The organism is Nocardiopsis yanglingensis (assembly GCF_045809185.1).
Lineage (GTDB): Bacteria > Pseudomonadota > Gammaproteobacteria > Xanthomonadales > Xanthomonadaceae > Stenotrophomonas > Stenotrophomonas yanglingensis.
In genome coordinates this window covers 47,042-60,664 of the sequence record NZ_JBJNRH010000016.1, presented here as the reverse complement: position 1 = coordinate 60,664, position 13,623 = coordinate 47,042, and the positions used below count along the sequence as shown (strand labels likewise).

Annotated in this window: 10 protein-coding genes; 6 read left to right on the top strand and 4 right to left on the bottom strand. The window is 66.5% G+C overall.

What is annotated here, in order from left to right; genetic code table 11:
• Positions 1 to 332: 332 nt before the first annotated feature.
• The 4 genes from carA to ACJ7C5_RS17990 all read left to right on the top strand — a co-directional run bounded on the left by carA (position 333) and on the right by ACJ7C5_RS17990 (position 6,246).
• Positions 333 to 1,460 carry a glutamine-hydrolyzing carbamoyl-phosphate synthase small subunit gene (carA, locus tag ACJ7C5_RS18005; protein ID WP_088025847.1) on the top strand — a complete coding sequence of 376 codons (1,128 nt, stop codon included), beginning with the start codon at positions 333 to 335 and terminating at the stop codon, positions 1,458 to 1,460.
• Positions 1,461 to 1,608: 148 nt separating this feature from the next.
• The gene (gene carB, locus ACJ7C5_RS18000) at positions 1,609 to 4,851 is read left to right on the top strand and encodes a carbamoyl-phosphate synthase large subunit (RefSeq protein WP_071229307.1); all 3,243 of its coding nucleotides are present in this window, start codon (positions 1,609 to 1,611) and stop codon (positions 4,849 to 4,851) included.
• Positions 4,848 to 5,324 (top strand): transcription elongation factor GreA, encoded by a 477-nt coding sequence (gene greA / locus ACJ7C5_RS17995; RefSeq protein ID WP_005416377.1) that lies wholly within the window; start codon positions 4,848 to 4,850, stop codon positions 5,322 to 5,324. The genes carB and greA overlap by 4 nt, the downstream gene beginning before the upstream one ends.
• Before the next feature lie 4 nt (positions 5,325 to 5,328).
• Positions 5,329 to 6,246, top strand: coding sequence for a phosphoglycerate mutase (locus ACJ7C5_RS17990; protein ID WP_164080825.1), 918 nt, complete (start codon positions 5,329 to 5,331; stop codon positions 6,244 to 6,246).
• A 111-nt stretch (positions 6,247 to 6,357) separates the two neighbouring features.
• Here ACJ7C5_RS17990 and ACJ7C5_RS17985 read toward each other — a convergent pair whose 3' ends face one another.
• A complete protein-coding gene (locus ACJ7C5_RS17985) occupies positions 6,358 to 7,398 on the bottom strand; it encodes a DUF1176 domain-containing protein (RefSeq protein ID WP_412704695.1) in 1,041 nt (346 codons plus the stop codon).
• Between the two features lie 157 nt (positions 7,399 to 7,555).
• On the opposite strand from ACJ7C5_RS17985, the gene recJ reads away from it, so the two are divergent.
• Positions 7,556 to 9,313 carry a single-stranded-DNA-specific exonuclease RecJ gene (gene recJ / locus ACJ7C5_RS17980; RefSeq protein ID WP_412704694.1) on the top strand — a complete coding sequence of 586 codons (1,758 nt, stop codon included), beginning with the start codon at positions 7,556 to 7,558 and terminating at the stop codon, positions 9,311 to 9,313.
• Between the two features lie 106 nt (positions 9,314 to 9,419).
• On the opposite strand, the gene ACJ7C5_RS17975 is transcribed toward recJ, so the two are convergent.
• Together ACJ7C5_RS17975 and ACJ7C5_RS17970 are read right to left on the bottom strand one after the other, a co-directional pair.
• Positions 9,420 to 10,538, bottom strand: a complete 1,119-nt coding sequence (locus ACJ7C5_RS17975) for a DUF1176 domain-containing protein (protein ID WP_412704693.1) — start codon at positions 10,536 to 10,538, stop codon at positions 9,420 to 9,422.
• A gap of 154 nt (positions 10,539 to 10,692) precedes the next feature.
• Positions 10,693 to 11,742: a DUF1176 domain-containing protein gene (locus tag ACJ7C5_RS17970; protein ID WP_412704692.1), complete on the bottom strand. Its 1,050-nt coding sequence runs from the start codon at positions 11,740 to 11,742 to the stop codon at positions 10,693 to 10,695.
• A 131-nt stretch (positions 11,743 to 11,873) separates the two neighbouring features.
• On the opposite strand from ACJ7C5_RS17970, the gene ACJ7C5_RS17965 reads away from it, so the two are divergent.
• Positions 11,874 to 12,452: a VIT domain-containing protein gene (locus ACJ7C5_RS17965; RefSeq protein WP_412704691.1), complete on the top strand. Its 579-nt coding sequence runs from the start codon at positions 11,874 to 11,876 to the stop codon at positions 12,450 to 12,452.
• Here ACJ7C5_RS17965 and ACJ7C5_RS17960 read toward each other — a convergent pair.
• On the bottom strand, positions 12,390 to 13,439 hold the full coding sequence (locus ACJ7C5_RS17960) for a DUF1176 domain-containing protein (RefSeq protein WP_412704690.1): 1,050 nt from the start codon (positions 13,437 to 13,439) through the stop codon (positions 12,390 to 12,392). The genes ACJ7C5_RS17965 and ACJ7C5_RS17960 overlap by 63 nt on opposite strands.
• Positions 13,440 to 13,623: the final 184 nt, after the last annotated feature.

Below are 13,623 nucleotides of genomic sequence, written 5' to 3'. Positions count from 1 at the left end.
GGGGGGGGGCGTGGGGTGTGTGGGGGGGGGGGGCGGGCCGGGCCCCCCCCCGGGGGGGGGGCCCGGGGGGGGGGGCGGCCCCCCCCCCCGCCCGCCACTACCAGGCGGCGGACCCCGCATACGCCGCCGGATTGAAATGAATGCGCAATCGCCTGTTCATCAAGTGCGATAACCGCTGGCGCGAGCGCCCCGGCAGCGCTACAATTCGCACTCGCCGAATCACGAAAGCCGGACCGGTCCCAGACCGCACGTCCGCGCTTTTTTGCAACCGGATTTCCGTGAAGCGCAGGCGTGACTTCGGCAGCCCCCTCGGTAGCCAAAGTGAGATTCCCGTGACCCAAGCCGCAATCCTCGTCCTCGAAGACGGCACCGTATTCGAGGGCGAATCCGTAGGCGCGCCCGGCCTGTCCGTCGGTGAGGTGGTGTTCAACACCGCCATGACCGGCTACCAGGAAGTGCTGACCGACCCGTCCTACGCCCGGCAGATGGTCACGCTGACCTATCCGCATATCGGTAACACCGGCATGACCGACCAGGACAATGAAGCGTCCAAGGTGTGGTCGGCCGGCCTGATCGTGCGCGACGTTCCCCGCCGTCCCAGCAACTGGCGCAGCCAGGTGTCGCTGCAGGACTGGCTGATTCAGCGTGGCGTGGTCGCCATCGCCGGCATCGACACCCGCAAGCTGACCCGCATCCTGCGCGAGAAGGGCGCGCAGAACGGTGCGCTGATGGCCGGTGACATCGACGTGGAAAAGGCACTGGAAGCTGCCCGCAAGTTCCCGGGGCTGAAGGGCATGGATCTGGCCAAGGTCGTCACTACCGAGAAGACCTACACCTGGACCGAGGGCCAGCTGGACCTGGACGCCAACGCCTTCGTCAGCGTGCCGGCGAAGTTCAAGGTCGTGGCCTACGATTTCGGCGTGAAGACCAACATCCTGCGCATGCTGGCCGAGCGTGGCTGCGAAGTGACGGTGGTGCCGGCGCAGACCCCGGCTGCCGAAGTGCTGGCGCTGAAGCCGGACGGCGTGTTCCTGTCCAACGGCCCGGGTGACCCGGAACCGTGCGACTACGCCATCGAAGCGATCAGGACCTTCATCGACGTGAAGATCCCGACCTTCGGCATCTGCCTGGGCCACCAGCTGCTGGGCCTGGCCTCGGGCGCACAGACCATGAAGATGGGCCACGGCCACCACGGTGCCAACCACCCGGTGCAGGACCTGGACAGCGGCCGGGTGATGATCACCTCGCAGAACCACGGCTTCGCGATCGATGAAGCGACCCTGCCGGCGACCCTGCGCGTGACCCACCGCTCGCTGTTCGACGGCACCAACCAGGGCGTGGCCCGCACCGACGTGCCGGCGTTCTCGTTCCAGGGCCATCCGGAAGCGTCGCCCGGCCCGACCGATGTCGGTCCGCTGTTCGACCGCTTCGTGGTGCTGATGGAGCAAGCCAAGGCGTGATCAGTACGCCGCCGGCCCGCCGGTGGCGTCGCGATGGACCGTAAACCCCGCATCGCTGCTGCCACTGGCGCGGTGCTGCGGATCAAGATTCCTGATCGACAGCGTGCGATCACCCCCCTTGTCACGCTGTACTGACTTAGAGAAGAAAATGCCCAAGCGCACTGACCTCAAGACCATCCTCATCATCGGTGCTGGCCCGATCGTCATCGGCCAGGCCTGCGAGTTCGACTACTCCGGCGCCCAGGCCTGCAAGGCCCTGCGTGACGAGGGTTACCGCGTGGTGCTGGTCAACAGCAACCCGGCCACGATCATGACCGACCCGGAGATGGCCGACGCCGTCTACATCGAGCCGATCAACTGGCAGACGGTCGAGAAGATCATCGCCAAGGAAAAGCCCGATGCACTGCTGCCGACCATGGGTGGCCAGACCGCGCTGAACTGCGCGCTGGACCTGGCCGATAACGGCGTGCTGGAGAAGTACAACGTCGAACTGATCGGCGCCAAGCGCGAAGCGATCCGCATGGCCGAAGACCGCGAGCTGTTCCGCGTCGCCATGGGTGAGATCGGCCTGGAGTGCCCGACCGCCGCCGTTGCCCACACCCTGGACGAAGCGCTGGAGATCCAGACCCGCGTCGGCTATCCGACCATCATCCGCCCGAGCTTCACCCTGGGTGGCAGCGGTGGCGGCATCGCCTACAACCGCGAAGAGCTGGTCGAGATCGTCAGCCGCGGCCTGGAACTGTCGCCCACCACCGAAGTGCTGGTGGAAGAGTCGGTGCTGGGCTGGAAGGAGTTCGAGATGGAAGTGGTCCGCGACACCGCGGACAACTGCATCATCGTCTGCTCGATCGAGAACCTGGATCCGATGGGCGTGCACACCGGTGACTCGATCACCGTGGCCCCGGCGCAGACCCTGACCGACAAGGAATACCAGCGTCTGCGCGATGCCTCCATCGCCGTGCTGCGCAAGATCGGCGTCGATACCGGTGGCTCGAACGTGCAGTTCGGCATCAACCCGAAGACCGGTCGCGTGGTCGTCATCGAGATGAACCCGCGCGTGTCGCGTTCCTCGGCACTGGCCTCCAAGGCTACCGGCTTCCCGATCGCCAAGGTCGCCGCCAAGCTGGCCGTGGGCTACACTCTGGACGAACTGAAGAACGAAATCACCGGTGGCCTGACCCCGGCCTCGTTCGAGCCGTCCATCGACTACGTCGTCACCAAGATCCCGCGCTTCGCCTTCGAGAAGTTCCCGGCAGCCGATGCCCGCCTGACCACCCAGATGAAGTCGGTGGGCGAGGTGATGGCGATGGGCCGCACCTTCCAGGAGTCGGTGCAGAAGGCCCTGCGTGGCCTGGAAACCGGCAAGGTCGGCTTCGACCCGACCGGCCTGGACCTGAGCAATGAAGAAGACCTGCAGACCCTGCGCCGCGAGCTGAAGGCCCCGGGCCCGGAGCGCCTGTTCTTCGTCGCCGATGCGTTCCGCGCCGGCATGAGCGTGGAGGAGATCTACGCACTGTCGTTCATCGACCACTGGTTCCTGGACCAGATCGAGGAAATCATCGCGGCCGAAGCTGACGTCGCTGCCGGTGGCATCGACGCGCTGGACGCCGCCCGCCTGCGCAAGCTGAAGCGCGCTGGCTTCTCCGACGCCCGCCTGGCGCAGCTGACCGGCACCAACGAAGCCGCCATCCGCGCGCTGCGTCGTGCGCACAAGGTGCGTCCGGTCTACAAGCGCGTCGATTCCTGCGCCGGTGAGTTCTCCACCGGCACTGCCTACCTGTACTCGACCTACGAGGACGAGTGCGAGGCCGCGCCGAGCAACCGCGACAAGATCATGATCCTCGGCGGTGGCCCGAACCGCATCGGCCAGGGCATCGAGTTCGACTACTGCTGCGTGCACGCTGCACTGGCGCTGCGCGAGGATGGTTATGAAACCATCATGGTCAACTGCAACCCGGAAACCGTGTCGACCGACTACGACACCTCCGACCGCCTGTACTTCGAACCGCTGACCCTGGAAGACGTGCTGGAAATCGTCGAACTGGAACAGCCGAAGGGCGTGATCGTGCAGTACGGCGGCCAGACCCCGCTGAAGTTGGCGCGCGCGCTGGAAGCCAACGGCGTGCCGGTGATCGGCACCAGCCCGGACTCCATCGACCTGGCCGAAGACCGCGAGCGCTTCCAGCAGCTGGTCGACAAGCTGGGCCTGAAGCAGCCGCCGAACCGCATCGCCCGCAACGACCAGGAAGCCCTGCTGCTGGCCCGCGAGATCGGCTACCCGCTGGTGGTGCGCCCGAGCTACGTGCTGGGCGGCCGTGCGATGGAGATCGTCTACGGCGAAGCCGACCTGGCCCGCTACGTGCGCGACGCGGTGAAGGTGTCCAACGATTCGCCGGTGCTGCTGGACCGCTTCCTCGACAACGCCGTCGAGTGCGACGTCGACATCATTGCCGATGCGCAGGGCAACGTCCTGATCGGCGGCGTGATGGAGCACATTGAAGAAGCCGGCGTGCACTCGGGCGATTCCTCGTGCTCGCTGCCGCCGTACTCGCTGTCGGCTGAAACCCAGGCCGAACTGCGCCGCCAGGTGGTGGAGCTGGCCAAGGCCCTGAACGTGGTCGGCCTGATGAACACCCAGTTCGCGATCCAGACCAGCGATGAAGGTGCCGACACCATCTACCTGCTGGAAGTGAACCCGCGTGCCTCGCGCACCGTGCCGTTCGTGTCCAAGGCCACCGGCATGCCGTTGGCCAAGATCGCCGCCCGCTGCATGGCCGGCAAGACGCTGGCCGAGCAGGGCGCGACCAAGGAAATCGTGCCGGACTACTACTCGGTGAAGGAAGCGATCTTCCCGTTCGCCAAGTTCCAGGGCGTCGACCCGATCCTCGGGCCGGAGATGCGCTCCACCGGTGAGGTGATGGGCGTGGGCCGCACCTTCAACGCCGCCTTCGCGCGTGCGCAGGAAGCGGGTGGCATCAAGGCGCCGCCGGTCGGCAAGGCCTTCGTCTCGGTCCGCGATCCGGACAAGAAGCGCGTGCTGCCGGTGGCCAAGGCACTGCTGGCGCGTGGCTACAGCCTGGTCGCCACCCGCGGCACCGCCGCGTGGCTGCAGCAGCACGGCATGGACTGCGAGATCATCAACAAGGTGGTCGAGGGCCGTCCGCACATCGTCGACTCGATCAAGAACGGCGAGATCGTCTACATCGTCAACACGACCGAAGGTCGTTCGGCGATCAACGACTCGTTCTCGATCCGTCGCGAGGCGCTGCAGCACCGCGTCACCTACTCGACCACCATTGCCGGCGCCAAGGCGCTGGTGGATTCACTGGAATTCCGCGGCACCGGCCCCGTCTGGTCGCTGCAGGAGCTGCACAAGGAGTTGAATGCATGAGAGCCCCCATCACGATGAAGGGCGCGCAGAAGCTGCGCGACGAACTGGATCACCTGAAGTCGGTCAAGCGCCCGAAGGTGATCGCCGCGATCGCTGAAGCACGTGAGCATGGCGACCTGAAGGAGAACGCCGAGTACCACGCCGCGCGCGAGGAACAGGGCTTCATCGAAGGCCGCATCAAGCAGCTGGAAGGCGAGCTGTCGCACGCCGAGATCATCGACGTGAGCAAGCTCAACGCCGGCTCCAAGGTGGTGTTCGGTGCCAGCGTGACCCTGGCCGACGTGGAAACCGACGAAGAGAAGAAGTACCAGATCGTCGGTGACCTGGAAGCAGACATCAAGCTGGGCCTGATCGCGATTTCCTCGCCGGTGGCACGCGCGATGATCGGCAAGCTGGAAGGCGATTCGATCGTGATCGACGCCCCGGCCGGCCAGCGCGAGTACGAGATCGTCAGCGTCAGCTACGTGGACTGACCCGGTGGCAACGGCGACCCTGCTGTTGCCGGCACGCAGCCGCTTTGCCGCGGCTGCGCTGCCTGATGACGTGGCGCGTGCCCTGGGCCGCGCCAACGCCTCGCAGTTTGAAGCCGGCGAGCGGGCACAGCTGCAGCGCCATTTCACGGTCGCCGCGCCGCACTGGCCGGTGGCCGCACTGAGCCGCCAGCGTGACGCCGGCGATGCTGCCGGCGCGAGCTGGCTGCGTGCCGATCCGGCCTGCATGGTGCCGGACATGCACGGCGCGCGGATGATGGCCTATGGCGAAACACTGCGGCCGACCCTGGCCGACAGCCTGGCGTTGCTGCCGGTGCTGCAGCCGTTGTTCGCCGATGCCGGGTTCGTGCTCGACGCACCGGACCCTTCGCGCTGGTACCTGCGGCTTCCGATCGACCTGGCCCTGCCGGACTTCGACAGTCCGGACGAGGTGCTGGGCGATGACCTGTTCTCGCACCTGCCGGAAGGCGAGGGTGGCCGCCGCTGGCGGGCGCTGATGACCGAGGCGCAGGTGCTGCTGCACAATCATTCCTGGAACCAGCAGCGCGCCGCGCAGGGACAACAGCCGATCAATTCGCTGTGGTTCTGGGGCGGTGGCGTGATGCCGGTGTCGGTCAGTACGCCGCACGCACAGGTGCGCAGTCGTGATGCCCTGCTGCAGGGTCTGGCTCTGGCGGCAGGCGTAGCCGTGGATGGCGAGCAGGCGGTGGATGCACTGGTCGACCTGCGCCAGCTGCGCTCCCTGCAGCAGCTCGGCAATGATGCGATCCGTCCGCTGCTGGCCGCGCTGAAGCGTGGCGAGCTGCAGCGGCTGGTGCTGGATTTCGAGGATGGTCAGCAGTTCCAGCTGGATCGTGGCCAGCGCTGGCAGTTCTGGAAGAAGCCGCGTCAGCTTCACGATTGAGCGGGGTCGGATCCGTTTTCCATCGGAAAACGGCTCGGACCCCCGATGTTTGCCGGGGTTGCCGGCCAGCGCCCGGCACTACCGCAGGTAACGGGCGAAGCCCTGCCGGCATCAACGAACCTCGCTGACCACCGTCGGCAGCGTCCAGTGCCCGCCGAGCATATTGCGACACTGGCCCGTCGTGAAATCGCTGCTCTTCACGAAGCGCTCGCCGTCCCAGACCCAGTCATTTGCGGAGATGCAATCGCCGACACCGCGGCCCCGGAAACGGCCTCGCAACGTAGCGTCATCGCGGTCAAAATCTTCGGCCAGGTCGGTGACAAAGGTCGCCTGGTACGGCGATTTGTCTCGCACCACCCAGTAGCCGTTGCTCATGTTGTAGGGCCCCACGAAGCAGCTGGTGCTTGCCAGCACATGCTGGGCGTCCAGTCGCTGGATCTCGATCTCATCTTTCCCCCCATCGCTCAGGCGACCGCACACATCCGGCTTCGGCAAGCTGCCGATCAGCGCCTTGCGCAGGCCCGGCGCTTTCGCCAGCGCCGCGTCCGCGGCGCGCGGTTCCACCAGCGTGCCGCGCATGATCGCCGGCACCGGCAATGCCGCAGGCACGTTCGCTTCGGCCTTGTGGCCGCGTCGCACCAGCGCACCCGGCGTGCCCAGCCGGCCCTGTGCCTCGTCCATCTTCAGCAGTACGGCCGCTGCACCGCTGTCGGAGATCGGCCAGACCTTGCCCTTGCCGTCGATGATCTCGATGCGTGCCTGGCGGGGCAGTGCGGCGACCAGTGCATCGGTCTGTGCCTGCTGCAACAACTCTTTGTCCCCGTCGCCCGTGTCGCGCACCGGGCCCAGGTGCTTGCCGTTCAGGCGCAGGCGCAGCGCTCCGGTTGGCGTTGGGCTTACACCGTCCTCGCCATTGCGCAGCCGTGCGAACACCTTCGTGCCCGGGCCACCTGCGCGTTCCAGCATCAGACTGAGCAGGTTGCCTGCAGCTTGCGGGCTGTATCCAGCCGCGCGGCAGGTGCGGGTGTTGTCACAGGCCAGCGACCAGTCGTTGTGCTCGAATTCGACCCCCGCCTTGGGCTCAGGTGTGGCGGCGTAAGCGGCCGGGGCCACGACGAGCGCCAACAGCGCGGTCTGCAGAGTGCGAAGCATTGGAAGATGTCCGTTGCAGGGCAGGCAAGCATGGAAGATGCGCCTGCGAAAACCAACTGCTCTGTCAAGAGTCAGAGACCTGCGTCCGCAGAGGCAGCCGACCGGGGCGGAGGTCGCACGCTATGATGTGCGGGTCTTCCGTAACCCGGCGATGCCGATGTCCCTTGCCGCCGATGCTGCGCATTCCTCCTCAGATACGCCGATGATCCGCCGTCGCGATGCGGTCGCACCCGGCAGCTGGCCGGAGGGCACGCTGCCGCTGCTGGCGCGGCTTTACGCCAGTCGTGGTGCAGGCACACCCGAACTGGCGCTGCCGAAGCTGGGCAGCCTGCATGCGCCCGAGCTGCTGACCGGCATCGACGATGCAGTGAGCCTGCTGGTCGAAGCCATCGCCAACGACAAGCGCATCCTGGTGGTCGGCGATTTCGACTGCGATGGCGCCACCGCCTGTGCGGTCGGCGTGCGTGGCCTGCGCATGCTCGGCGCACAGCACGTCTTGCACGCGGTGCCGAACCGCATGGTGCACGGCTACGGCCTGTCGCCGTCGCTGGTGGAGGAGCTGGCCGAGCTGCAGCCGGATCTGCTGGTCACGGTCGACCACGGCATTGCCTGCCACGCGGGTGTGACTGAGGCCAAGGCGCGTGGCTGGCAGGTGCTGGTCACCGACCATCATCTTCCCGGCCCGCAGCTGCCGCCGGCCGATGTCATCGTTGATCCGAATCTGGATGGCGATGCCTTCCCCAGCAAATCGCTGGCCGGTGTCGGCGTGATCTTCTACGTGCTGATGGCGTTGCGCCGGCGGATGCGCGAGGCCGGTGTCTTTGCCGATGGCAAGGGGCCTGACCTGACCACGCTGCTGGACCTGGTGGCGGTCGGCACCGTCGCCGACCTGGTGGCGCTGGATCCGAACAACCGTGCACTGGTCAGTGCGGGACTGCGCCGTCTGCGCGCAGGGCAGGGATGTGTCGGCCTGCGTGCCCTGATCGAAGCCAGCGGCCGTGACGCCACGCGACTGACGGCCACCGATATTGGTTTCGCACTCGGCCCACGCCTGAACGCGGCGGGCCGGCTGGAAGACATGGCGCTGGGTATCGCGCTGTTGCTGACCGAAGACCCGCGCCAGGCGCGCGACATCGCGCAGACGCTGGAGCAGATCAATTCGGAACGGCGCGCAGTGCAGCAGTCGATGACCGATGACGCCGAGCAGGGGTTGACCCGCGTGGTGCTGGACATGGCCGGCCAGCGACCGGTGGCGGCCTGCCTGTTCGACGCCGACTGGCACCCGGGCGTGGTCGGCCTGGTCGCCTCGAAGATGAAAGATCGCCTGCATCGCCCGGTGATCGCCTTCGCGCCTGCAGAACCCGGCGCCGACACCTTGCGAGGCTCGGCCCGCTCGATCCCCGGCCTGCACATCCGTGACGCACTGGCATTGGTCGACGCGCGGCATCCGGGCCTGATCGAACGCTTCGGTGGGCATGCCATGGCGGCTGGACTGAGCATGCGGCTGGATCACGTCGATGACTTCAAGGCCGCCTTCGTCGCCGTGGTGCTGGAAATGCTCGACCCGGCGGCGCTGCAGCAGCAGGTGCTGAGCGATGGCGAACTGGCCGCCGACGAGCTGGACCATCGTCACGCCGATGCGTTGCGCCTGGCTGGCCCGTGGGGCCAGGGCTTCCCCGAGCCGCTGTTCGACGGCCACTTCGAAGTGGCCAACTGGCGCGTACTGAAGGAACGCCACCTCAAGCTGGAACTGCGCCTGCCGGGTGTACCCGGCACGATCAACGCGATCCATTTCGGCGGCTGGCACGGCAACGCACCCGGCCGTCATGTGCATCTGGCCTACCGACTGGCCTGCGATGACTATCGTGGCGGCAGCGCCATCCAGCTGATCGTGGAGCACAGCCTACCGGTCTGAGCGGCGCCTCGCGCACGGGCGCCGCAAGCGGCACGGCGTCGGCGGTGCCTGGGGACGTCGCCCTTGTAGATCCACGCCATGCGTGGATGCGCTGAACCTGTCGTGCTCAGGGCTTCACCTCGGTTACCAGAGATGGCATCTGCCAGGCGCCACCGGCGGCGACCCGGCGGCACAGACCGGTGGTGGCTTTCTCGGTCTGCACGAATCGGCGCCCGTCCCAGCCCCAACTCGCGGTTGACCAGCAATCGCCCAAACCGCGGCCCTTGTGTGCCGAATTGATCTCACGACCGTCGTCATCGCCGCCCGATGCGGTCACGAGCGTGGCCTTGAAGGGCGGGGCATCGTTTACCACCCAGTAGCCGATGCCTTCGTTGTAGGCGCCACGCCAGCACAGCGTAGACACCAGCAGGGAAGTCCTGCTCAGCCGGGTGACATGCAGCTCCTGCGGTCCGTCCACCATCGGCAGGCCTTCGGGCGTAAGCGCGACGCACTTGCCGCCCGGATCGGCTTGGGCCAGCGCCGCGCGCAGTGCGGGCGAGTGTTCCAGTGCGGCGTCGGTGGCGCGTGCCGCCACCCGTGGCGCCAGAACCAGCGTCGGCACCGGCAGCGCGGGTGGTACGGACGCTTCGGCGCGCGATCCCTTGCGCATCAGTGCGCCAGGGGTCTCTAGGCGGCCTTGGAATTCGTCCATCTTGAGCAGCACTGCCGAGGCGCCACGGTCGGACACCGTCCAGCACTGGCCATCGTTGCCGACCGCCACGATGCGGCTGCTGCGCGTCAGTGAGGCCAGCAGTGCCGCCGTCTGCGCCGTGGAGAGCGTTGCCGGGCCGTTGGTCATCGTCAGCGCGCCCAGATCCTTGCCGTTGATCTGCAGCGACAGCCGCGTCGGCAGCTTGACATCGTCGTACTGGCCCAGCATCAGTTCGGCGCTGACCGGCTGCCCGGGCCCACCCTTGCGAGTCAGCAGCACCGACACCGGCAAGTTGCCGCCGACATCGTCCTGGTAGCCGGCGACGCGGCAGGTACGGGTGTTGTCGCAGGCCAGCATCCAGTCGTGGTGGTCAAAGCGGAGGCCCTTGATAGGCGCGGCGTGGGTCGTGCCGGCCGCTGCCAGGAGGATGAAGGCCATGCTCAGATGCGTCCGGGCGATGACGGCCCTTCTGCTGATCGTGGAGCTTATCGCCGTTGGCTTTTGCTCCCTTGCACCGGATTTTCGTAGCGCCATCCCGGTTGGCTCCGCTGATTGCATTCATGCCATTGCAGATCAGATGCATAACTGAGTAGGCGGTCCAATTGCGACACACGGGCATTTAAGGAGAACGACCTGAAATGGGGAGTGCGCTCGCCGGGCATTGGCCTGCGCTAGTGCTTCTAAAGGCTCAGCGGATCTCGCTGACCAGTCTAGGCAGTTCCCAGGTGTCCCCGGGTACGCCGCGGCATAGGCCTACTGCCATTTCAGATGTAGCGACGAAGTCGGTGCCGTTCCACGTCCAGGTTGCCGACCACATGCAGTCGCCGACGCTGCGCCCCAGCTTCGAAGCAGTGATCTGGCCGTTGTCGTAGCCCGTCGCTTCGTCGGTTACCCACTTCGCCCGGAACGGCGCCTGTGGGCGGGCGACCCAGTAGCCGTCGCCGGAGTTGTAGGCGGCACGCCAGCAGGGAACACTGACCAGTACATGCTGTGCGTCCAGGCGGCGGACCTTCAGCGGAGAATTAGTCAGCGGCGCATCGGCATCTGCCTCCATCAAGCCTTCGCAGCCATCGGCATTGGGCGTGGCGAGCAGGGCCGCGCGCAGAGCCGGTGAGATGGCCAGCCGCGCCAAGGCGGGGTCGCGCCGGTTTGGATTCGGGGTAGTGGCCTTGTGCACTACCGGCATCGAGGGTGCAGCAGGAACGTTGGCTTCAGGCAGCCTGCCCTTGCGCATCACAGCCCCGGGAGTTCCGAGACGGCCCTGGTATTCGTCGATCTTCAGCAGCACCGCTGCTGCACCCTCGTCCGACAGCGGCCATCGGTGGCCGGCAGCGTCAGCTACGCTGATATCACCGTCGCGCACCAGTGCAGACAATAGTGCACTGGTCTGCGCGGCATTCAAAGTGTGCGTGCCTTCGCCCTTTGCGGGTGCCAGAACGCCCAGATTATGCTGCTGGATATGTAGGTGCAGCGCACCTTTAGGTTGGGTCTGATTCTCGCCCGGTTGCAGTGAGAGTCGGGCCTTGACGGCTTGTCCAGGTCCGCTCTTGCGGGTGAGCAGCACGCTCAGGATGCCTTGCTCGTCGGCTGGATAGCCGACGGCGCGGCACGTCCGCGTGTTGTCACAGACCACGAACCAGTCGTGATGAGAGAATTCCAAGTGTTTGGGCGAGGGCGCGGCTTCGGCGGCCAGGGGCCAGACCAAGACCAGCAGAGATATGCGCTGTGCAAATCGCATCGGCAATTCTGGAGATGTGGGACAGTTAGGCATCGTGACTGCGGGTGAGGGCAATGAAAAGCTGCGCGCGGTGTAACCTCGTTCCGATAGTTCGTGCGTTCGAAGGTCCAAGCTCCGGCTGGAGCGCTGTCATGCTCTTCGCCCGTTGCCGGACCTTGTTTTTACGTGGCTTGATGGTGATGCCAGCGTCGGCGCCGCCGACGCGTCCTCTGCCCATGCCGTTGGGCTTTACCCTACTGCTGATTGCCCCGGCCGCTGAGCAGTCGGGCCAGTTACGACAATTTCGCATTGCAAGCGCGCTTCAGGCCAGCATTGCCCAGATGCGCATCATCCTGGAGTTCCACAAACCCAACGACCGCGTGGTGGAGGGCGAACTGCAGTTTCCGCTGACGGATGACCAGCGGGTCACGGGCTTCGCGCCGGACTTCAATGGTGAGCTGCGCGATGCCGCGTTGGTGCCTAATGACCGTGGGCGTCAGGTGGTGGAGGAGATCGCGTGCCGTGGTGTCAATCCGGTCTTGCTGAAACAGACCGCAGGCAACCAGCTCCGCCCGCGAATCTATCCGCTGCCGGTTGGCAGTAGCCGGCGGGCGCAGAATGGGTACCGCTCTCGCCGGGCATGGCCCGGCGCTACCGGTTGGGGGGAATCAGCGGACCTCGGCTACGAGTGTTGGCAGCTCCCATGTGCCACCGGGCACGCCCCGGCATAGACCCGGCGCCACCTCCGACGTCGCGATGAAGTTCGTCCCGTCCCACGTCCAGGCTGCGTGCGACATGCAGTCAGCGAGGCCGCGGCCCTTCTGCGCGGCAATGATCTGGCCGTCGGCGTAGTCGATCGCATCGCTGGTCACCCATTGCGCCTGGAACGGCGCCTGCGGGCGCGCGACCCAATAGCCATCGCCGATGTTGTAGGCCCCGCGCCAACACGGGACCGTGACCAGCACATGCTGCGCGTCCAGGCGCCGGACCTGCAGCGGGGAGTTGCTGAGCGGAACGTCGGCATCAGTTTCCTGCAGACCTTCGCAGCTGTCGTCCTCCAGCGTGGCACGCAGTGCCGCGCGCAGGGCGGGTGAGGCGGCCAGCCGCGCGAACGCCGGGGCGTCCGGGGTCGAGTCCAGGGTAGCGGCCTTGCGCACAACCGGCACCGGAAGTGCGGCGGGAACGCCGGACTCAGGCGTGCTGCCCTTGCGCATCACGGCGCCGGGCGTGCCGAGGCGGCCCTGGTATTCATCGATCTTCAGCAGCACCGCTGCGGCACCCTTGTCCGACAGCGGCCAGCGATGGCCAGCGCCATCGGTCACGCTGATTCCACCGTCGCGCACCAATGCGGACAGCACCGCGCTGGTCTGTGCGGCATTCAAGCTGTGCGTGCCTTCGCCCTTCACGGGAGCCAGTACGCCCAGGTCCTGGCGCTGGATGCGCAGATGCAGCGCGCCCTTGGGCTGGGTTTGGCCTTCTTCCGGCTGCAGCGACAGGCGGCCCTGGATGGCTTGGCCGGGGCCGCCCTTGCGGGTGAGCAGCACACTCAGGGTGCTGTCATCGTCGGCGGCGTAGCCGGCCGCGCGGCAGGTCAGGGTGTTGTCACAGGCTACGACCCAGTCGTGGTGCTGGAAATACAGGCTCTTGGCCGGAGCCGCAGCAAGGGCGGTCACGGGGCAGGCAAGGACCAACAGAGTGGCCAGCAGGGGCAATCGCATCGGCATCCTTGCGCGTGTGGGAGAGTGGGGCATGGTGCCTGTGGGTGGGGGCAAAGAAAAGACGCGCACGGTCCAACCCCATTCCGGCTGTCCGTGCGTTCAAACGTCCACGATCCCACTGGAGCCCTGTCATGGTCTTCGTCCGTTGCTGCGCTGTGTTGTTGCTGGCCCTCGTGGTAGGGCC